Origin of the sequence: Mycobacterium sp. SP-6446, from assembly GCF_001954045.1 — a bacterium.
Taxonomy (GTDB): Bacteria; Actinomycetota; Actinomycetes; order Mycobacteriales; family Mycobacteriaceae; genus Mycobacterium.
Genome location: NZ_MBEM01000179.1, coordinates 60,255 through 81,827 on the forward strand (window position 1 = coordinate 60,255; position 21,573 = coordinate 81,827).

Sequence of the window (21,573 nt, forward strand, 5' to 3'; positions counted from 1 at the left end):
CCGCGGTATCGATTTCACCGGCCACAGCATTCGTCCGGATACATGCACGCCGGCATGAGGCTGGCGCAGCCAGCAAGATGCCGTATCGGAACGAAACCGCTTGGAAGCGAACGTTGTGACACGCCTCCGATTCGCCCTTGTTAGCCAAATCGCCTTGACGACAAGGTCATCCGGGCGCTCGCCCAAAAACTTTGCCATTTCAAGCCGGTAGCGCGGGCATCGGGGTTATACTGCCGAGCGGCTGACGTATCGGAGGGGAGGCCGCCGCCTTAATTTCGCAGAACGCGCACGGGGGAAGGCGAAGATCACGCGATGAAATTTGTGCTGGCAAGCTACGGAACTCGCGGCGATGTCGAGCCGGCCATCGCAGTCGGCCGCGAACTGGTGCATCGCGGGCACGAAGTACGCATGGCCGTCGCGCCCGACGCCGTCTCCTTCGTCGAGGCGGCTGAGCTTGCGGCAGTCGCTTACGGGCCGGACACTCAGGGCACAGTTCTGGAAGCACAGCGCAACGCAGCGACGTTTTTGCCACTCAAATTCTGGAGGATCCGGAGCCACCTCAGGTTGTGGCGCGAAGTGCTGGCACTCGGTGCGCAGCACTGGATGGAAATGGGCACGACGCTAGTGTCGCTGACGGACGGCGCCGATCTATTAATAACTGGTCCGGGTTTCGAGGACGTCGCCGCCAACGTTGCGGAGTACTACAACATTCCGCTGGCCACGCTGCACTACTTCCCGGTGCGGGCCAACGGCCAGCTCCTGTCCTTCCTGCCCGCTCCACTGATCCGCTCCGCAATGACCGTGTTGGAGTGGCTGGGTTGGCGCTGGGGCAAAAAGCTTGTGGACGCGCAGCGCCGAGAACTGGGATTACCCAAGACGCGAGTCCCCTTGCCGCGACGGATCGCCGAACGCGGATCACTGGAAATACAGGCCTACGACGAGTTTTGGTTTCCCGGGCTGGCGTCCGAATGGGCGAAACACAATGGCCGGCGACCCTTCGTCGGCGCGTTGACCATGGACTTGACAACGGATACCGACGACGAGGTCGCGTCGTGGATTGCCGCGGGGACACCCCCGATTTTCTTCGGGTTCGGCAGCACACACGTCGAATCTCCGGCAGAAACGCTCGCCATGATCGGCGCGGCCTGCGCGGAGTTAGGCGAGCGGGCCTTGGTTTGTGCCGGCTGGACTGACTTCAGCCACGTTCCCCATTTCGACCGCGTCAAGGTGGTGGGCGCGACTAATTACGCCGCGGCCTTCCCGGCATGCCGCGCGGTCGTGCACCACGGTGGCGCGGGCACCACCGCCGCCACCCTGCGCGCCGGGGTTCCCCTGCTGGCCCTCTGGACTGGGCCCGATCAGGCGATCTGGGGTGCTCGGGTCAAACGATTGAAGGTGGGCACCGCGCGGCGTTTTTCGAGCACTACTCGGGAAACGCTGGTCGCTGACCTGCGTACCATCCTCGCGCCGCAATACGTCACTCGGGCTCGCGAGTTCGCCAGCCGAATGAGCAAGCCCGCCGAAAGCGTCGCCGCCGCAGCCGATCTCATGGAAAAGTTCGCCCGCTTGCGGCGTGCCGGCTGATCGGGCGGCACCGGCTTGAGTTAGTGAAAGTGTCTGTTCTGCAAGGGATAATGAAATCGTCGGCTGCGGGCCCTCTGTGGTCTGCCGCTGCCCCATCCCAATTCTGTTGGGGCATAAGGAGGCAGGGTCCGGCATGACACCGCGGTGCACTGGCCTACTCATGTTGAGCGGCGATCGCCTCACACTCCCGGCCTTGTCGGCTGACGAGCCAGCCATCGCGGTCCGACCCACATGCGCAGGGCGGCGCACCGTCTTGCGGCCAATACCGGGGTCGAGGAACCGGAAACCCCTACAATGCAATCGATATGAGTGATTCAATGGGGCCGCGGATGCGCAACCGCTTGCCCGCCAACGTGTCAGTCATCGAAGTTAGAGATGTCGTGCGGCTGTGGCTGGTGGGACCTCGATTGTGGGAGCTGGTCCGGCTGCTGGCTTCCCATATCGCTCGGCGGTATCCCCGCCATCCGTATAGGGGGCGGCGCAGAATGTTAAAAGCGCTGGGGCCAGATCTTGCTGCAATGACCACGTGGTCGGCTGTGGACACCGAGCCTCACGGTGAGATGGCCGAAGCATTCAACCGCGCTCCGCGGGTCCATAAGTTGGCGCACTATTTGGCGATCTACGAGTCTGTAATCGACCGAACCCGTCCGATCCGGATGCTCGAGATTGGCGACTTCTATGGGGACTCGTTACAGATGTGGCAGGAGTACCTCCACCCCGACTCGCTCGTCGTCGGCGTTGACATCAACTCAAACTTGTTGAAAATCGCGGATTCACGAGGCATTCACGTCCGCTTCAGTGGCGAGCAGGGCGTTTCTTTCCTGAGTGCGGCGGCCGCGGAGTTCGGCCCGTTCGACGTCATTCGCGATGTTGGGAGTCATACGAGCTCTCATATGATTGATTGCTTCCGCCGCCTGTTCGCGAATGCGTTGAGCGACAGAGGCGTTTACATGGTCGAAGACGTTGATTGCGACTATTGGAAGTTCTATCGGGACAGCCGCGTTTCGTTTGTCGATTTCGTCAGGGCGTTGATCGATGTCATGCATGGCCATTACCAGGTCACCACCGGTGAAACCAACTTCCGGGTTGGTCACCCAGACCGACTACAGGCGGTTACGGTGCCGGCGATCACGCCGATGTTGGGCAGTATCGAGGTCTACGATTCTGTTGTCGTCGTGCGCCGCTCCACCCGGGATCTGGTGCGAAGCATCTACCGGTCCTGAGTACTTGCCTCAGCGCACGCGGCGCAGATACCCATCGGGTGCCACGGTGATCTGCAACTTGTGCGGGATCTTGCGGTCAATCTCGAACTCGGAGTGTGACTTTAGAAACTCCCAGACCGCCGTCTTCGGGTTATTGCCTCGACCCCACGGCCGGTCGGGGAACCTGTCGCCGACCATATCTTCGATGAGGGTGTCGAACACCACGCAATAGCTGTTCGGCGTCACTAGAGATGCGTAGGCGGACAATTCGGCGAGAACATGCTCATGCGTGTGGTTGCTGTCGAGGCAGACGAGCGTAGCATCGCTGCCGCTCGCCAGATTGTGAACCTGCTGAATCGTTTTCGGCTCAATGCTCGACCCTTCAATCATCGTTATGTAACGAGACAGCGGATGGGCCTCAATCGCCGCACGATTGTGGGGGCGTATCTCGATATCGACGCCGATGACGCGCCGGCTGGGCGCGTGAGCGTCGAGGGGAGTGCTGTTGGTGACGGCGTCACACCAGTCCAGCAGCGCAAGTATGGAAGCGCTAAAGATCAATGAACCCCCATGCGCGATTCCTGTCTCAACGATCACGCTGGGCTTGATCGTCCAGATCAACTCCTGGAGGCAGACGATGTCTTGCGGATATTGGATGATTGGCCGACCGAGCCACTCGAAGTTGTACGAGTAGCGACTCATCGCGCTTCGATCGATCCATTCCAAGGACAGGTGAGCGAGTTCTTGATCTTTGGCGAGAGCTTCCACGTTCTCGACCACGCTCTGCTGATGGTCTGTCTGCGGTCGTTCGGCCACGTACATTCCTCCTAGTGTGGTGCGATCTGGTGGCTGCTCGAGGTTCGATATTGCTCCGCCGCGCAATCAATCAGTGGGTGAGCGATCTGCTCGGCGACACAGCCGAGATCCGTTGCAGGACGAGCATTTACGTCAATCCAGCACCGCGTAGGAGATTTGTGGCGTAAACGGAAATCGCCGGATACGAAGATTCCGTATTCCTACCGATTCCAGCACGGCGAGGGTCTCGCCGGGCCAGTATTTCTGGTTGAGCTCATCGAAGGCGAGAACGGCCCCTTTCGGCATTCTTGGCAGGAACGTCTTGAGGGCCGCCAGGGTCGGTTCGAATAGGTCGAAGTCGAGGTAGAGAAGTGCCACCACGGTGTGCTTGTTGTCTTCGAGATAGGCGGGGATCGTTTCTTGGGCGTCACCCTTGACGAGTTGCACCCGCTCGATGTGCCCGAGCGGGCGGTTGAGATCGTAGATCGACACAGCATGGCGAATGTCGTCTTCGATGCCTTGAACCGCCAAGCCGCCGACCCTGGCGAAGGACAGGCTTGCGTCCACGGACGTTGCGTCTTGATCCGCGACGCTGGGAAAGCCGGCGAAGGTGTCGAACCCCACGATTCGTCGTGTGTGATTGTAGGGCTCGTAGATCGCCGAGAGTTGCGCCCACGTCATCAAGCCGCCCCCCATGAAAACACCGCACTCGATGATATGGCCATGGACGTCCACGATTTGCTGGAAGATCTCGTTCTTGGCCAGGAACATCGCCAGTGTTTGCCGTGGAACGAACTTCGTGAAGTTCTTCAGCTTGGCGAGCGTGTCGCCTTCGCCCGCGTTGAAGAATTCCTGGACCCTCTTCGCGTATTGCTCGTCCGCCGAAGTTTGCGTGCGCGCGTCGAGCATCGAAAAGCGGTTATCCATCACTCACCTTGCCTGTCTGAATTTCGGGAGAGGCCGCACGCGCAAGTGTGCGGCGCAGCCCTTCGCTTAGGGTGGTCGTCGGCCGCCAGCCCAGTTCCGCTTCCGTTGATGACCAGTCAAGGAAGACGTTCGCGATGTCGTCCATGATGTCGGTCTCTTCTATCGCCGCATGGCACTCGATTATCTCGCCGATTGTGCCGACGATTTCGCGCGGTTCATGAGACGAATCGCCGCCGAGATGGTAAATCGGGGTGTTGCTTCCCCTTTCGATGATGCTGGCAAGCCCGTTGACAGCGTCATCAACATAGAGAAGCTGCAGCCTGGGCAACCCGTTGCGATAGCGATGGGTCATGATCGGTCGTCCCTCTGTAAGGTGCCGATGTGCGAACTCTATCAAGCGCGGCCGCAAGCTTTTGGGGCCGAAAGTCGGAGAGATTCGGACGATAGTGGAATCGACCTCACCGTTGGCACGCGCATTCTGAACGAGGGCTTCCTCGAGGAATTTTGTTTCGCCGTATATGCCCCGAGGGCGCGCCGTCGTATTGACATCCGCAACCATCGAGCTCGACCTGTAGGCCGAGAACACCACCGCGCCCGAGGGCAAGTAGAGGTGGATTCCGAGCGATTTGCAGACGTCGAGAACGCCCCGCAGCATGGTCAGGCTTTGGCCCATGGCGTCGTTGTTCGTGTAGATGCGCGGGTAGGCGAGGTGAACGATCTTTCCGATCCCCTTGTCGCGGCAATACCGGTCGAGGTCGACGACGGGGCCCAGCAGGTCGACCGCGGCGCGCTCGGGCGCGACTACACGGTGTGACTTCGCGAGGCGATCGCGCAGGGCGGCGCCCAGAAAGCCGCCACCGCCGGTGACGAGGATGCCGTCGTGACGACCCGACGCGGACGGCTCGTGCAACGCCGAACGCAGCGAGTCGACCATCTCGAGCTTGATGGCCTGCTCGCCGGTTGCCGAAATGACTTGGGCCACCGCCGTATCCAGATCGAGACCGCGCCATTCGGCGAGAATCCCGGCTGCGATGGTATTGCTGCGCGACACCCCGAAATCGCAGACGACCACCACCGAGCCGCCGCGCCTGAGCTCCTCCACGCCCTCCCGGACCTTGCCGATCAGGTCATCAGCTGAGTTGCCGCGTTTGTCGACCATGGCTCTCGTATCAACGACGTGAAACGGTCGGTCGCGCGCCACATTGTCACCCGCGGCGGTCCCAAGCCGGTCCGCGACAATCCATCGGATCATTCGACCACCTCCGACAGCGGGACGGCGACCTCGCTCAAGCTTCGCAGGTACCAGCCTGGGGTGATGCCCAGCATGGACCTCGGCTCAAGTCCGAGCAGGCGTCGGATGTACCAATCGACCTCGTTGAAACCCGCGAGTGTCCTCAAGTAAGTGCTGGCGGAGAACCGGGCGTTGATTTCAAATGGGACGAAGGTACCGTCGGCGGCGATGCGCCCCTGAATGTTCAAGGGACCGGTGCTGCCGAGGCGCCGGGCGATCAGTTCGGCGGTCTCGCAGATGGCGGGATAGGTGTCGATCAGACCCTGGCTGTATCCGCTGGAGATGAGGAAGTCCGGGCCACGCATTGAGACGGATAGTTTGCTGTGAAACGCCCGCTTGAGGGCTATTGCCCCCGCGCAGCTGCCGTCGGGTAACGAGAGAACACCCACCGTGAACTCGCCTCCGTCCTCCGGCAGGTACTCCTGAATCAGCGGGGTCCGGCCGTTGTTGTGGAGGTAGGTGCAGTAGAGGCGTGCTTCTTCGCGGCTCCTAGCGAAGAATACGAACACGCTACCGCCGCTCGCGACCGCTGGTTTTACGATGCACGGCATTGGGAAGTCGCCGATATCGTTCCCCGGTTCGACGGTTCGCGTCCGGGGTGTTCTGACGCCGGCACTGGCAAGGATCTCGAAGCAGTTGCCCTTGTGGGCAAGGCGCTCGGTAAGCTGCGGATTGTTCTGCCCCAGTTGTATTCCGGCTCGCGCGAACAGCTCATGGTCGCTGCTGATGAGGACCGCGGGCTCGTCGCCTCCCGGGACGATGCAATCGACCTGCTCGCGGATGCAAAGGTCTAGCAGATTTCGGGCATAGCCCTCGCGATCGACGAGGAAGGTCGCAGCGAGGCGCAAGTCGTAGTGCCCGAACGCGAGTGGCGAAATATCGCATCCCAGAACGTCATAACCGCCGGCGTGGTGTAGCGCCTTGGCGATCTCTGTCCCAAGGGAAGCGCCCGCGATACCGGCGATCAGTACTCGCGGGCTCTTGTCATGCAATGGAAAGCTCCCGGACAACTTGCAGGATTCGGCACTGCTCAACCTCGGTGATGTCGTTGAAGCTGGGAATGTTGATCGCGCGGCTGGCGATATCGTTCGCCCACTTACCTCCTGACGATCCGGCAAACGGTGGGGTCGCAGACAGCGGATGAAAGAAGACCCGGGCATCGATATTCTCAGCCGCGAATGCCCGCGTAATGCGCTCAGATGTAAGCCTCGTCGACTCGTCGAACACAACTGTCGGCATCCAGAATCCGTTTCGCGTACCTGGCGGCTCAGGGTTCATCGATACCCGAGCCACACCGGCCACCCCATCGTTGTATGCGTGAAATATCTCGCGCTTTCGCGAGACTAGTGCATCGATCCGCTCCATTTGTGCGCAACCGATGGCGGCCTGAATGTTCGACATTTTGTACTTGAAACCGACCATATCCGGCCAGAACTGCTTCGTCTGACTGCGTGCGCGGCCGTGGTTGCTCAAAGTGAGAACTCTCTCGTAAAGGTCGTCGTCATTGGTAACGAACATGCCACCCTCACCGGTGGTGATCGTCTTCGAGCCGTGGAAGGAGAAGGCCCCAAAGCGCCCCATGCAGCCGGCGCGGTTTCCGCGGTATATCGAACCGATGGCCTCCGCCGCGTCCTCGATTACTGGGATACCGTGCCTCTGTCCTACTGTCAAGAGCCGGTCCATGTCGCAAACGTTGCCGTACAAGTGCACCGCGACAATGGCTTTGGTCCGTGGGGTGATAGCGGCTTCGGCGAGTTCCGGATCGATGCACCAACTGTCGGGCAGGATATCGACAAAGACAGGCCTCGCTCCGACGTGGACGACGGGCGCCGCCGTGGCGATCCAGTTGGTATCGGCCATGATGACCTCGTCGCCCGGACCGATTCCGAGCGCGGCCATGCCCATGTGCAGCGCGCCGGTGCAGCTCGACGTGGCGATCGCGTGTCTGACCCCCAGGTGCGCCTTGAAGGAATTCTCGAAGCGCTCGATGTATTCGTAGCAACGCTCGCCCCAGCCGTTTGCCGCGGCATCGGTGGCGTAGCGCACCTCGAGTTCGGTGATTGACGGCTTGGTGTAAGGGATTCGCGGCTTCATAGGACGCTCAATTCCGGAACCGCCGTCACGAAGCGTGTGCCGCTGTGGACGAGATCAGCCAATTGGGTCTGCACTTCGTGGGCGATGTTCCACGGCAATATGACGACATAGTCCGGCGGACTCTCGCGCAGTGCCTCAGGTGAGCGGATGGGAATGTGGCTTCCGGGCATGAACTTTCCTTGTTTGGACACCGCGGCGTCACAGACGTATGGCAGCAAGTCGGGCCTCACGCCCGCGTAGTTCAAGAACGTATTGCCTTTCGCCGCGGCACCGTAGCCAGCCACGCGCCGGCCGGCACGCTTTTGTTCGATCAGGAAGGCCAAGAGATCATCCTTCATACGGTCGGCACGCTTCTGGAACTCGGCGTAGGTCTCACGCCGGGCCACCCCGAACCGCTCCTCACGTGTTAGGACCGACTCAACGCGGTTGACAGAGGCGATCGCAGCACCAGTGTGGCAGCCGTACACACGCAGGCTGCCGCCGTGGGTCGGCAGCTCCTCCACATCCCACACACGCAATCCAGCCTCGGCAAAGATGCGTGCCACAGTCGTGAGCGACAGATACGAGAAGTGCTCATGATAGATGGTGTCGAACTGGGTCAGCTCGATCAACGGCATTAGATGTGGAAACTCCAATGTTACGGTGCCTTCGGGCTTGAGCGTGGTGGCCAATCCAACGGTGAAGTCGTTGATATCGGGCACGTGGGCGTACACGTTGTTGCCCACAATCAGATCCGCCCGACAGTTTTCATCGGCCAGCCGGCGCCCCAAGGCTTCGCCGAAGAATTCCCGCCTGACCGGGATGCCCAGCGCTTCGGCGGCCGCGGAGGTGCTCGCTGTCGGCTCGATACCCAGACAGGGAATGCCCGCTGCCACAAAGTTTTTCAATAGGTAGCCATCGTTGGAAGCCACTTCAATGACAAGGTTGTCGGGTCCGAGTCGCAGCCGCTCGGTAATCATGCGCACGTAGTCGGCCGCGTGACTGAGCCAACTTCTCGAGGTGCTGGAGAAGTAGGCGTAGTCGGCGCTGAACAGTTCCTCGGCGCGGGCATAGTCTTCCGTCTGCACCAACCAACACCGGTCACACACTTTTACCCGGAGCGGGTAATGCACCTCCGGGTTGGACAGATCGTCGGCGTGCAGATACGCATTGGACGGGGGAGCGAAGCCCAGGTCCACGAAATTCTGCTGCAGTGGTGTACCGCAGTGCCGGCACCTCATAATTCGACGCCGGTGAATTCGGCACCCAGTAGCGGATGCGAAAGGTCACGAGGCGAAAGGTCCTGTGGAGGCAACGGCCAGGCGATGCCGAGTCGCGGGTCGTCGTAACGTAGCCCGCTCTCGGCGGGTGGGTGGTAGAACGCAGTGTGCAGGTAGAGCAACTCGCTGTTGGGTTCCAAGGCTTGGAAGCCGTGGGCGAAGCCTTCCGGGATGACTAGCATCTGCGTTTCGTCTTGTGTCAGTTCCTGCGCGTGCCACTGCAGAAATGTGGGGGATCCCGCCCGCAGGTCGACCGCGACGTCCCAGACCCGGCCGTGAAGGCAGCGGACCATCTTCATTTCCGCATGCGGGGGGTGTTGAAAATGCATGCCACGTACGCCCCCGGCGTGGCTGGTTCTGGATTGGTTGATCTGCACGATCTGGCGGTCGCCCAGGACCGATCCAAGCTCTCTGGCGCAGAAGAGGCGAACGAACGCACCTCGGGCGTCGCCCTGCGGCACGGACCGCACGAGCTTGAGGTCGGGTATCGGGGTGCCGACGATCTTCATGCCGTCGCCCAAGCCAGGTCTGATGCCGCTGCATCGTTGATGTAAGCGTCCAGCTGGTCGGCACTTGGCACTTCGCCCAGCTCCAGCCACTGGCGATACCAGTCGGCCGTGTGGTGGACTGCTTTTTCGAGATTCCAGACTGGACGCCACCCCAGATGCATCTTTGCCTTGGCGGTGTCGAGTTGCAGCAAGCCCGCCTCGTGTGGCTGGGGAGTGGATGTTACCTGCCACCGGACCTGTGGCCAGGTCCGGGCAAGGCCGCCGAGTACCTGCTCAACCGAGCGGTTTCCTTCGCCATCCGGGCCGAAGTTCCAAGCATCGGCAGAAGTGGTATCACCCGCAAGGAGCCGCTGGCCTAATAGCAGATACCCACTGAGGCAATCGAGCACATGTTGCCAGGGGCGTGTTGCGTGCGGCGAGCGAATGACTAGCGGATCGCCCGCGACCAGAGAACGCACCACGTCGGGAATCAATCGGTCCTCGGACCAGTCGCCACCACCGATTACATTGCCGCCCCGGCCCGTTGCGAGCAGCGGGGCCGACGGCTGTTGCAGGAACGCCGAGCGGTAGCTCGCGGCCACCAACTCGGCGCTCGCCTTCGACGCGCTGTAGGGATCGTGGCCCCCGAGCCGGTCGCGCTCTCGGTAGGGCCAAGGCCATTCACGGTTCTCATAACACTTGTCGGTTGTGACTACTAACACGGCACGCACGCTTGGCGTCTGACGAGCGGCCTCGAGTAGATGCACCGTGCCCATCACATTGGTGGCCCATGTCGTTACTGGTTCGCGGTAGGAGCGACGGACCAACGGCTGGGCGGCCAAGTGGAAAACTATCTCCGGTCGTTCCGCGGTGAAGACCCTGCGTACTGCCGCTTCGTCACGAATGTCGATGCGAAGATCGTTGATTGGTAGCTTCAACAAGTCCCAATGGCTGGGCTCGGAAGACGGATCCAATGCAAGGCCGGTGAGATCGGAACCTAGTTGGTGCAGCCAGAGGCACAACCAGCTGCCTTTGAAGCCCGTGTGGCCGGTGACGAGGACCCGGCGTCCCCGATATGCGGTACCGAAAGCGTTCAGTGCCAGCATTTCCACGGTGCTTTGCCGCTACTCCACAGTTCTTCGAGCAGGTTCTTGTCTCGCAGCGTGTCCATAGGTTGCCAGAAGCCGGAGTGCTGGAATGCCATCATTTCGCCGTCGACGGCAAGACGGGTCAAGGGCGAACCCTCCCAAGAGGTCCCGTCGCCGTCGATGTAATCGAGCACCGCGGGGGACAGGACGAAAAATCCGCCGTTGATGAAACCGCCATCGCCGCGTGGTTTCTCTACAAAGTCTGTAACCCGGTCGCCCGTGCACTCGATGGCCCCATAGCGCCCCGGGGGTAGCACCGCGGTAACGGTGGCGTGGCGGCCATGTCGATGGTGGAATTCGATGCTCGCGCCAATGTTCACGTCGCTGAGCCCGTCACCGTAGGTGAAGCAAAAAGCCCCTTCATCCTCGAGGTAGGTCGCCACTCGCTTGAGGCGGCCCCCCGTCAGGGTGTCGTCACCGGTATCCACCAGCGTTACTCGCCAAGGTTCTGCGTGGCGCTCGTGCACCTCCATCCGGTTAACGGACATGTCGAAAGTTACGTCCGACATGTGCAGGAAGTAGTTTGCGAAGTATTCCTTGATGACGTAGCCCTTATAGCCACAGCAAACAATAAAATCATTAATACCGTGGTGGGAGTAAAGCTTCATGATATGCCATAGAATGGGCCGCCCGCCGATCTCCACCATAGGTTTTGGGCGGATGACGGTTTCCTCCCTGATGCGAGTACCCGCGCCACCGGCCAGCAATACGGCTTTCATGAGGCCCGGTTATGTTTGGGTTGATCCCAGCTCGACTTTTTCTTCGGCCGATCTGCCAACCCCTCTGAGTAACTCGAGTTAGCTTCTGCTAGGACGGTTATATGACCAAATATATCGGCTGGAATCTTGTTTGAATACTTTTCCATCAGGTGGCGAATGAGAAAATAGGACCCGAGTCTCTCGGAGAGAAATCCGATAGCTCGTATCTGATATATGTCATATGTTTTCAGGCGATTGCCATGTCGGGATATGAATTCTTTGCTAACGCGCTCGATTTTTGACAATGTATGTGATAACCATGGCGCCGGATAGATTCCAAATTCTACGCCCCCAGGAATGAAATGCTTTGCGGCCAACAATTCCTCTACAGAATCGGAATCTAGTACGCCCAGTTCGATAGCTAGCGACGTGTAGTCCAGGATATCCCTACGGTGATGGCACAACGTATAGTGTCCGATAATCGAGTTTTCAAAATACAGAGGCTGCGCGACCAGAAATTCAAGGCCGGCCCTGGGCGTAAATAGCGATAGCTCGGCCTCCTTTCCGGAGTTCCCAAGGCTCAAATCCCTCTGGTACAGTACCGTCGGTGTCCCCTCCGGTGAAGGAAGTATTCTCTTTCTGTAGGACGAGATTTCAATGAGCCGAGGAGAAGTGGCGAGTTTCTCGATTGCGATCGGCAAGACGGCCGTCCCTGCGGCGCCATATGCAATCGGTCTAGCATCGTGCCAAAATCGATCAAGCTGTCTTACGTGAAATGCAGAGTCGGATTGGAAATCTCCAAGTGAGATGCAATCGTCGTACCAACGCTCTGGCAACAACGGCTTCTTATGACTAATGCAGAACCTGTGAATCATGGAGTGGGTCAGCCCTCGGATGGTCGTCTATTCGAGACTTCGCACCCGCGGCTTCCTAGGGTGCGCGCCCGGAAATTCAGCAGTCCTCGGCCAACGATACTGTGAGCGTCTGCGGCTGCCACTGGGCGACGTTCTTTCGGTCGTCTAGGAGTTTCGTCCACCGTTCAGCACCATAGCGCACCAAAGGCAATTCGAGGACCAAATCGTTCATCACGCCGGCAACTCCAGCTCAGGCTTGGTCCGGGAGATCGAGGCGCGACTCGTCGAAATGCAGGGTGCGGCCGCCGCTGATCTTGGGAAAACTTCGTCTGCCTCTGGCGTGTCGGCTGATCGGACACCCGGCCTGCGCGTTAGCGAAAGTGCCTGTTCCGCAAGGGATTGTCGTGGGTCTATCGACCTGCGGGCTACGGTTGTTCGGCGTCGATGGCGTTCTTGAGTTGCTGCGCCTGCGCTACCTGCTCGGCGGTGTAGCCGATGAACAGCGCCACCACACCGACGAGGAGGCTTACCCCGGCCAGCCACAGCATGCCGTAGGTGTAGCCCTGGTCCAGCGCATGCAACTGGGCGGCGTTCATCGACTTCGCGGGCCCGTTGGTGCCGCCGAGAGACAGTGTGTGCGACGTGACGATGGCCTGGATGACGGTCATCACCACCGGCCCGCCGAGGATCAATAGCATGAGCGAGATCGCGGACGTGGGCCCGATCCGGTCTGACCCGACGTTGGCGATCACCGACAGCCCGAGCGGGAGGTTGGCCAGGCCCATACCGATACCGGCCACAACTAGCGGGATCACCAGGTGCGGGAAGTAGGAGATGCCGCGATGAAAGGTCGAGCCGTACAGCATCACGCCCACCAGCAGGGCGCCGCCGGCGATCACCAGTACCCGCGGCGGAAACCGCGTGACCAGTTTTGAGGATGCGATGGCGCCGACACCCGCCGCAAGGACGCATGGGATGAAGCCGATGCCGGCGCGCAGGGCGCTGTAGCCCATGATGTTCAGCGCATACAGGGTGACCAGCACCGTCAGGCTGAACAGCACTCCGCCGGCGAGAAAGATGGTGGCGAAGGTGGCCAGCCGATTGCGGTCGAAGAATAAGTCAAGCGGCACGATGGGGTTCGCGGCGCTGCGCTCCACCACAATGAAGGCCACGAAAGCACCCAGTGCCAGCACACCCGCACCGATCGTCGGGGCCGACAGCCAGCCCTTTTCCGGGCCCATCGAGACGGCGACCACCCCGGCGATGCAGGTCAACGTGGCCAGGCCCGCCCCGGTGACGTCGAGCTTCATCCGTTCGAGCAGGGTTTCGCGGAGCGCGGTGCGGGCAAGGTAAATCACCAGCAGTCCGATCGGCACGTTCACGATGAAGACGAGTCGCCACGCCACGTCGGCGAGTGCGCCGCCCACTACCAGGCTGAGCACCGAGCTGATGCTGCCCATCGCGCCCAGCACCGCCATCGCGGTGTTGCGTGTCGGCCCCTTCGGGAATGTGGTCGCCACCAGCGCGATAGTGGTCGGCGCGATGACCGCGCCGGCCACGCCCTCCAGCAGCCGGGCCGCAATGAGGGTGTCCCCGTTGCGGGCGATGCCGCACACCGCGGAGGTGACCGTGAACAGCGCGACCCCCGCGATGAAGGCCCGCTTGCGTCCGATGGTGTCACCGATGCGACCGCCCACCAGCATCAAGCCGCCATAGGCCAGCAAATAGGCGGTGAGCACCCAGCTGCGCTCCGCGTCGGACAAGTTGAGCTCGTTCTGGATCTTTGGAAGCGCCGCGATCGTGATGGTGCCGTTCATCAGTGACATGAGCTGCATGCCGCCCAGGGTGACAATTGCGGCGATAAACCGGCGAGACGGCAGGCTGGTCGGCAAGTCACTGCTCGGATGGCCTAGCGTGGTCGATTCGATGGGCATGGGGTCGCTCATTCCACCCGTTCTGTCGTCTCGTGGATTCCGTCAGCCCTGCATCGTTAGAGCCGTCATCGCGGGACGCTACCGCACTTTCTGAATCGTTAACCGCAGAACGACCAGATAGGCATGCTCGTGCGGTCCGAGCTCCTCACGCAACGACCACAGTACTTGGCCTGCTTGCGGATCGGTCATCACGCGATCATCTCCTTATGTTTGGCGTAGTGGGCTTCACTTGGTGATGCATCCGATACGAGTACTCCGCGGATTGCAGCGGCCTGTGGGCCATCGCCTCCATTGTCGCCGAGTTCGGTGTTGATGATCCGGTTGTCCTCAGTGCCTGCGGTCCACTCGTAACTACCGGCACCGGGCGTTCCCGGGGTGACGCGCCCGCGGTGCTGCCAGACGCGGCCGCGGCGTGTGTTCGCCGTGGGAACAGCGGATCCTTTCGGGCCTTTCCGATAACTAAGGCCCCGTACAAGGGTTTACTTATGGATAATCAGTATGTAACTCGCGCATTTCAATATATATTGGTATGTCAGCTCTAGGGGCGTGGCCGCTCCCCGCCCAAATGTCACCGAGCACGGAGGGCGTAGAAGCAGCTGTCGTTTCCCTGTGGTGTTCATTCCAGCGGCTATCGGAATCGGCCGCAAGCTGTTCGCCAGCGTCAGCTCGGGCAGAGCCGTGCTAGATGTCCGAAACCACCCGCGATTGCGTCCGACACCCAACAGCTGCTGGGACGAGACCCGCGGGCTGACACGCCAATGTAAGGACCGCAATTGATAGCCTTGCCCGCGCAGAATGGGACCGTGGCCCGCCCGGTCGTTCTGTTCGTGTTGGGCATGAACCGCTCGGGGACGACGGCGCTCACCCGACTTCTCTCGCTTTGCGGTGGCACGCTCCCGCCTGGGTTGGTGGGCGCTATGGCCGACAATCCACTTGGCTATTTCGAGCCGCGCAAAGCCAACTACCTCAACGAAGCAATCCTTTGTCGGCACGACAGCACCATGTTCGACCCCCTCCTGCACCTGCAGGAGGAAGGTGCGTTGGACGGCAAAGCGAAGGCGGCCTGTGTCGCCAAAATCGCGGCCTATCTTGATACGTTGCCCGCGTCGCCACTCGTGGTCATCAAGGACCCGCGGATAACCCTGCTGTCCGGCATGTGGTTCGACGCGGCGCGTCTCACCGGATTTGAAATCATGACCGTGATTGCCGTGCGCCACCCGCAGGAGGTCATCGCGTCGGTTGCGGCGCAGATTTCAGCCTCGCCGGCCCTCTCGAGTGCATTGTGGCTGAAATTCAACCTGCTCGCCGAGCGGAACACGCGCGGCATGCCGCGCGTGTTCGTCGAGTACGCCAACGTTCTCGATGACTGGCGCCGGGAAGTAAAGCGGATTTCCGCGGCGCTCGGCATCGATCTCGGCACGCGGGATGAGGGCGCAGTCGACGAGTTTCTCAAACCAGATCTGCGTCGCCAGCGCCACTGCGGCCCGGTAACGGAACCCTTCGGCACAGACTGGGTTTCCGCTGTCTATGAAACCCTGGGCGCGGCCGCGCGGGACGAGCCCTGGGATCATTCTGCGTTGGATCTCGCTTTCGAGGCATATCGGGCGAGCGCGCATGGCTTCCGAACGGTGTTCGAGGATTTCCACCGACTACAGAGGCTCAACCGACTCGTCCGGCCATCCATCTTTAAGCTGATCATGGAGGTCAGCGCCCTGGCTCACGGGCGCCGCGGTACTTGGGCGTAGCCGCCCGACTGACGTCGACACGATGATTGGTATGGCTCATCAGTCTGCAGTGCTGCGTTCAGAAAGTCCCGCGCTCGATTCCGGATTTCAGTTGGTAGCGCGGGTATTCGAGTTATGCTGCCGGGCGGCTGGGCTCAGTTGCGGGATGCTGCCGCTTTCATTTCGCAGAACGCGCACAATGACCGAAAGGCTAAGGTCCGCGATGAAATTCGTGCTTGCAGGCTATGGGGTGCGTGGCGATGTCGAGCCCTGCGCCGCCATCGGCCGTGAGCTGGTGCGCCGAGGACATGAAGTTCACTTGGCTGTCCCGCCCGACTTGGTTGGCTTCGCCGAGTCCAGTGGGCTTGCGGCGGTCGCTTGTGGGCCGAATGCGCGGAAGTGGCAGGACCTGCACCGAGACTTTGTGACGCGAGTAGTCCACAACTTCTGGAAAGTTGAGGATCTGATCAGGTTGGGACGCGAAGATTGGAAGCTGTTTGCCCAGTGCTGGGAGGAGACGAGCGCGACGCTGACATCGCTGGCGGACGGGGCCGACTTGCTGCTCAGCGCCCTGATCGGCGAGCAGCCCGCAGCCAATGTCGCGGAGTATTACGAAATTCCGTTCGCCACGCTGCATTACCTCCCGGTGCGTCCCAACGGCCGGCTCGTTCCGATGCTGCCGGCGTCGTTGGGCCGCTCCGCGATGGTGGTAAACGAGTGGCTGGATCGGCCGATGACGAAGAAGCTCGAGGACGCGCAACGTCGTGCACTTGGGTTACCCAAGGCCACAGGTCCCGCGGGCCGACGGATCGCCGAGCGTGGATCGCTAGAAATCCAGGCCTACGACGAGGCGTGTTTTCCTGGGCTGGCGGCCGAATGGGAGAAATGGAATGGCATGCGGCCCTTTGTCGGCGCGCTCACGATGGGGTTGTCGGCGGACGCCGATGGCGAAGCCGCGTCGTGGATTGCTGCGGGAACACCGCCGATTTTTTTCGGCTTTGGCAGCACGCTCGTCAAATCTCCCGCCGACACGCTGGCCATGATCAGTGCGGCCTGCGCGCAGTTAGGCGAGCGTGCGTTGGTTTGTGCGGGCTCAACTGATTTCAGCCACGCACCCCATTTCGAGCATGTCAAGGTGGTGGGCACCATCAACTATGCAGCCGCCTTTCCGGCCTGTCGCGCGGTCGTTCACCATGGCGGCGCGGGCACAACGGCCATAGGTCTGCGCGCCGGAGTCCCGACGCTGATCCTTTCGACGTGGGGCGACCAGACCCTCTGCGGAGCTGCGGTCAAACGATTGAAAGTGGGCGCCACTCGGCGTTTTTCGAGGACTACCCGCGAGTCGTTGGTCGCGGACCTGCGGACCATCCTCGCCTCGGACTATGTCGAGCGGGCCCGCGAAATCGCCACCCGGATGAGCCAACCCGGCGAAAGCGTTGCTGCCGCTGCCGATCTTTTGGAAGATTTTGCCCGCTTGCGGCGCGTTGCCTGATCGGTGACAGCGGGCCGGCGTCGGCTGGGATAACACGCCGTGGATACAGGACATGGCTGGGCGTCGCGGGACATTTCCGGGTGTGAGCTAGTGAAAGTGCTTGTTCTGCAAGGGAATAATGACCACAAGACCTTTGCGGTGTTGGGCCAGATCAACCGCCGGCGAGCGCGCGGTCGGCCAGCGCGCCGAGTACCGGTGCCAATGCCCTCGAGTACTCGACCGTCAGGTGATTTTGGTCAAAGTACACCAGGCTGTTGCCGATGATGACCGGACAGCGGCTAGTTGTGCAGAACAGATCGGTGAGGTCGGCATAGTATCCGCTGCCGCCGTTGGTGGCCGCGGACTCAGCTGCGATGCCGGATTGGTTGACTGCCGTCAATCTTGGCGGTGAGCAGGCCGTCGCGTCGTCGAGGTGCCCGGACAGGCAGATCGGTACCACCGACTGGGGATCCGGGACCGGCCCGAGCACCAGCGCCTGTGCACCGATGCTGCGCAGTTGCTGCACAAGGCGCGTCAAGCTTTCGATCCACGCCCGGTCGTACGAGGTGAAACCTGGCCGCCAACCGAAGTCGGCGCCGGAGCCAACACCGTACCCCCGCCACATGCTCACCACGACAAGCCGCGGATGCTCCGCGCGTAATCGGTCGATGATCTGAGCGCGCCAGTGTTCGCAATCCGTGGCTACCAGGCGTCGAAGGGGATCGGAGTTGGTGGGCAGGTTCATCAGTGGGCAGCCGCCCTTGGCCAGAATTTCCAGCCGCCATTGCCTCTGCGCCGCGATCTGCTGGAACGCCGGCGCCCACATCGCGGCATGCGAATCGCCGACAAGAGCCACCGTCATCGCCGAGGCCGTGTCACCCGTCGCGCACTCAGGCTGTCCAATCTGAAGAAAATTACGCAGGCAGCCGCCGAGAAACATGACCTTGAGTTCGCCCGACGCGTCGGCAAGCGGCGGGTCGAGGTTCGACGGTATGGCCCTAAGGTCCGCCGATGCCTCAACCGCCGCCTGCGCTTGGGCGACGGCGTACCGCACCGCGGCGTCGTAAGCATCGATGTCGGAGCCGGCGGGGGTAGCTGGCGCGGCGATTGCCAGTGCTGCGGCGGGCGGCCCGCGGCCAACCGGCAAGGGCATCACACCCAGCAGCACCACGCCGACAGCGACGGCTGCCGCGGTGGCCATACCGCCCAGCGCAAGGCTGGCCAGGGCGGAACGGCGCACCGGCGCGGCGAACCGCAACGGGTTTTCGATGAGGTGCAGTGTGAGCACGGCCAGCCCACCGGAGACGACGACTGTTGCGAGCCTGCCAGCCAGCCCCAGTGGATGGCCCAGTAGGGGCGGGGCGAGCAGCAAGACCGGCCAGTGCCACAGATACCACGAGTAGGACACGCGGCCGATCGCGCCCATCGGCGGCAACGCCAGGACGCGACCGCATCCCTTCGACGGTGCGGCGCAGCCGGCGCCGATCACCAGCGCGGTGCCTAGTACGGGTACCGCCGCGGCGGTACCCGGGTAGGGAGTGCTCGTGCTAAATAAGGTGCAGGCCAACAGGATCAGGCCCAAACCAGCCCATCCCACGATCGCTGCCGGCAGTGCCGGAAGTCGGCGCCACCTGGTGGCCGTCAGGGCCACCAGCCCGCCGGCGGCCAACTGCCAGGCCCGGGTCGGCAGTGAAAAGAACGCCACTGCGGACACCCAGTAAGTGACCGCCAGCGACAGCGTGAACGACACCGTTCCGACGAACGCAAGGACCACCAGATACGGGCGTTGCGATGAGGTGGCTTGGGCGCGGGTGCGGCGGCGAACTAGCCGGATCAGCCACGCCGTACCGAGGATCAAGGGCGGCCACATCAGATAGAACTGTTCCTCGACGCCCAGCGACCAGTAATGCTGAAACGTCGAAGGCGGCAGTATGGGAGCGAGATAGTCGACGCCTTGGAGGATGAACCGGTAGTTGCCGACGTACAACGCGCTGGCGATGCCGTCACCAAGGACGCTGCGCGCCTCCAGCGGAGGTAACAAGACCGCCGAACCCACCGCGGTAACTATGCCCACCGCGGCCGATGCCGGCAGCAGTCGGCGTGCCCGTGCCCCGTAGAAGCGGCGCAGCCGGATGGTGCCGGCGCCGCTCGCCTCGCGCCACAGCAGCCCGGTGATGAGGAAGCCCGAGATCACGAAGAACACGTCCACGCCGATGTATCCACCGCCGAGGCCGGGAATGTCGGCGTGAAAGAGGACAACCGCCAAAACCGCTACGGCGCGCAAGCCCTCGATGTCGGGGCGAAATCCCGTCCGTGCGGGCCGCCGACACTGCACCCCTTCGCCAGGGGAGGCGTTGCCGGCTTGGGCCAAAGTCACCGCCTTGTAAGACGACGTATCGAGTACAGGCATTCTTGCACCCGGGCCGCAGCACGTGGGCCGACTTTGGCGATGACCCTCCGTTCGGACACGACGCTTGCAAGCGTCGCCCTAACGGCAGCCCCCATGTTTCTGGGGCGCGGCCTGGCGCATGTATGTGATTGCCTCTCTCACAAGGCAATTTGGGTTGCCCGCCCCTTCTCGCAAACAGCGTATGCAGGCTCCCCGGGCGCCCACTTCGGATGTCAGCGAGCGTGTCCTTCGCCCGCTCGATGGTCCAGCTTGCGCCCGTACGTCACCATCGCGGAACCTCGGTTCCACGATAGGTTCGGAGGCCTTGCAGGCACGCCGGCTTCGTCGACCAGGAATTCAGCGCGCCCGAACGTCCCGTATTATGTGCGCGATCCCGGCTGGCGCCGATATATCCACGACCGAGGTCTGCGTGTGAATAGAGGGGAATAAAGTGAGCGAGGTAACCAAAGAGTGCCGACTATGCGGATCTGCCGGGCCCCATCAAACTATTGTCGTCCGCGAGATGATGTTCCGAACGCGAGAGCTGTTCGAATATTTTAGCTGCGAAGAGTGCGATACGTTACAGATCGTGAATGCGCTCGACGGCGACGAACTCATGCGGTATTACCCACAAAATTATTATTCTCATAGTGCTGCAACTGAACCGAAGCTTTTCAGATGGCTGATTACGCAGCAAGACCGCTTTAAATTGCGTACTGGCGGTCGGCTAGTCGGTGCTCTCATGGCGGCGTCGTTGCCCGAAGGTATCGTCCGGGCCGTCACCGGAGGTGATGCCGTCAGAATGATCGCACAGCTCGGGGTTGGTCGTGACGCGCGGATTTTAGACGTGGGCTGTGCTGGGGGTGTGCTGCTTGACCGGCTTGCTCGGGTCGGATTCAACAACTTGTGCGGTGCCGATCCGTTCCTCGCAACCGATGACGAGACGCCCTGTGGCGTGCCGCTAATGAAGCGGTATTTGAGTGAAGTCACGGGCGAATTTGATCTCATCATGTTCAATCATTCGCTTGAACACGTGCCCGACCTGGTCGCAACGCTTAAGGCGGCGTCCGAGAAGCTCGCTGCCGGAGGCATTTGCTTGGTTCGCCTGCCAACCACTTCATCCGAGGCGTGGACTAGCTATGGGGCGGACTGGGTACAGGTCGATGCGCCTCGGCATATTGTCATACCCTCGCGGCAGGGAATGGCACTAGCAGCCGATAAAGCCGGGATGGCTGTGGAGAAGACGTTCGATGATTCGACGTTCGGTCAGTTTATGGGCAGCGAAGCCTATCGACGGGATGTTGCGGTGACCGATCCCAAAATCTTTCGGATGTTTGGACCCAGGCGAATCTGGGAGTGGGAAAAACGCGCGAAATTGCTCAATCGGCAGGGCCGTGGCGACCAGACTGGCTTTGTCTTGCGTGCCAAGTGATTGGTGGGTAGGCGGGCTGCCCGAGCTCTACAGCAAGGTGCTCGGGAGTCTGGGTCCCGTCGAGCCGCGATGACTGCGGCCGCGTCCACCACCCACAGCGGGAACGTCGGCGTGAAAGAGGATAACGGCCAGCACCGCGACGGCGCGCAAGCCCCCGATGTCGGGACGGAATCGCGTTTGCGCGGGCCGCTGATCTGCACATGTCTATGATCGTTTGGCCCAAGACAATTCGGACAAAGACACCGCAGAAGTTCTCCTGCGATTGCTGATGGTGCCGGCGACT

The 21,573-nt window shown here is 61.5% G+C and carries 16 protein-coding genes; 5 read left to right on the forward strand and 11 right to left on the reverse strand.

Translation table 11 applies throughout. The features are described from left to right. Nucleotides 1–312 precede the first annotated feature (312 nt). Both A5736_RS16120 and A5736_RS16125 read left to right on the forward strand, forming a co-directional pair. Nucleotides 313–1,584 (forward strand): glycosyltransferase, encoded by a 1,272-nt coding sequence (locus tag A5736_RS16120; protein ID WP_076247311.1) that lies wholly within the window; start codon nucleotides 313–315, stop codon nucleotides 1,582–1,584. Between the two features lie 305 nt (nucleotides 1,585–1,889). Beyond that, the gene (locus A5736_RS16125; RefSeq protein WP_139333355.1) at nucleotides 1,890–2,807 is read left to right on the forward strand and encodes a class I SAM-dependent methyltransferase; all 918 of its coding nucleotides are present in this window, start codon (nucleotides 1,890–1,892) and stop codon (nucleotides 2,805–2,807) included. 9 nt (nucleotides 2,808–2,816) lie between these two features. Here A5736_RS16125 and A5736_RS16130 read toward each other — a convergent pair whose 3' ends face one another. The 10 genes from A5736_RS16130 to A5736_RS16175 form a co-directional block, all read right to left on the reverse strand. Beyond that, a complete protein-coding gene (locus tag A5736_RS16130) occupies nucleotides 2,817–3,608 on the reverse strand; it encodes a cephalosporin hydroxylase family protein (RefSeq protein ID WP_076247313.1) in 792 nt (263 codons plus the stop codon). Nucleotides 3,609–3,734: 126 nt separating this feature from the next. Then, entirely contained in the window at nucleotides 3,735–4,508 is a 774-nt protein-coding gene (locus A5736_RS16135; RefSeq protein WP_076247315.1) for a TylF/MycF/NovP-related O-methyltransferase, read from the reverse strand. After that, the gene (locus tag A5736_RS16140; protein ID WP_076247316.1) at nucleotides 4,501–5,760 is read right to left on the reverse strand and encodes an NAD-dependent epimerase/dehydratase family protein; all 1,260 of its coding nucleotides are present in this window, start codon (nucleotides 5,758–5,760) and stop codon (nucleotides 4,501–4,503) included. The genes A5736_RS16135 and A5736_RS16140 overlap by 8 nt, the downstream gene beginning before the upstream one ends. Continuing rightward, nucleotides 5,757–6,791, reverse strand: a complete 1,035-nt coding sequence (locus tag A5736_RS16145) for an ATP-grasp domain-containing protein (RefSeq protein ID WP_076247317.1) — start codon at nucleotides 6,789–6,791, stop codon at nucleotides 5,757–5,759. The genes A5736_RS16140 and A5736_RS16145 overlap by 4 nt, the downstream gene beginning before the upstream one ends. Beyond that, the gene (locus A5736_RS16150; protein WP_076247319.1) at nucleotides 6,784–7,893 is read right to left on the reverse strand and encodes a DegT/DnrJ/EryC1/StrS aminotransferase family protein; all 1,110 of its coding nucleotides are present in this window, start codon (nucleotides 7,891–7,893) and stop codon (nucleotides 6,784–6,786) included. The genes A5736_RS16145 and A5736_RS16150 overlap by 8 nt, the downstream gene beginning before the upstream one ends. Then, nucleotides 7,890–9,113: a class I SAM-dependent methyltransferase gene (locus A5736_RS16155; protein WP_076247321.1), complete on the reverse strand. Its 1,224-nt coding sequence runs from the start codon at nucleotides 9,111–9,113 to the stop codon at nucleotides 7,890–7,892. Before A5736_RS16155 ends, A5736_RS16150 begins: the two co-directional genes overlap by 4 nt. After that, on the reverse strand, nucleotides 9,110–9,661 hold the full coding sequence (locus A5736_RS16160; RefSeq protein WP_076247366.1) for a dTDP-4-dehydrorhamnose 3,5-epimerase family protein: 552 nt from the start codon (nucleotides 9,659–9,661) through the stop codon (nucleotides 9,110–9,112). Before A5736_RS16160 ends, A5736_RS16155 begins: the two co-directional genes overlap by 4 nt. Next, entirely contained in the window at nucleotides 9,658–10,746 is a 1,089-nt protein-coding gene (gene rfbG, locus A5736_RS16165; RefSeq protein WP_254848380.1) for a CDP-glucose 4,6-dehydratase, read from the reverse strand. The genes A5736_RS16160 and rfbG overlap by 4 nt, the downstream gene beginning before the upstream one ends. Continuing rightward, complete coding sequence (gene rfbF, locus A5736_RS16170; RefSeq protein WP_076247324.1) at nucleotides 10,734–11,507, reverse strand: glucose-1-phosphate cytidylyltransferase; 774 nt, start codon at nucleotides 11,505–11,507, stop codon at nucleotides 10,734–10,736. Before rfbF ends, rfbG begins: the two co-directional genes overlap by 13 nt. A gap of 1,258 nt (nucleotides 11,508–12,765) precedes the next feature. Continuing rightward, complete coding sequence (locus A5736_RS16175; RefSeq protein ID WP_254848381.1) at nucleotides 12,766–14,274, reverse strand: MFS transporter; 1,509 nt, start codon at nucleotides 14,272–14,274, stop codon at nucleotides 12,766–12,768. 836 nt (nucleotides 14,275–15,110) lie between these two features. On the opposite strand from A5736_RS16175, the gene A5736_RS16180 reads away from it, so the two are divergent. Next, on the forward strand, nucleotides 15,111–16,019 hold the full coding sequence (locus tag A5736_RS16180; protein WP_076247368.1) for a sulfotransferase family protein: 909 nt from the start codon (nucleotides 15,111–15,113) through the stop codon (nucleotides 16,017–16,019). Between the two features lie 202 nt (nucleotides 16,020–16,221). Continuing rightward, nucleotides 16,222–17,490 (forward strand): glycosyltransferase, encoded by a 1,269-nt coding sequence (locus A5736_RS16185; protein ID WP_076247327.1) that lies wholly within the window; start codon nucleotides 16,222–16,224, stop codon nucleotides 17,488–17,490. A gap of 151 nt (nucleotides 17,491–17,641) precedes the next feature. Here A5736_RS16185 and A5736_RS16190 read toward each other — a convergent pair whose 3' ends face one another. After that, nucleotides 17,642–19,879 (reverse strand): acyltransferase family protein, encoded by a 2,238-nt coding sequence (locus A5736_RS16190; RefSeq protein WP_076247329.1) that lies wholly within the window; start codon nucleotides 19,877–19,879, stop codon nucleotides 17,642–17,644. A gap of 430 nt (nucleotides 19,880–20,309) precedes the next feature. Between A5736_RS16190 and A5736_RS16195 the strand changes: the two genes are divergently transcribed. After that, entirely contained in the window at nucleotides 20,310–21,290 is a 981-nt protein-coding gene (locus A5736_RS16195) for a class I SAM-dependent methyltransferase (RefSeq protein WP_254848382.1), read from the forward strand. The last annotated feature ends 283 nt before the right edge of the window (nucleotides 21,291–21,573 follow it).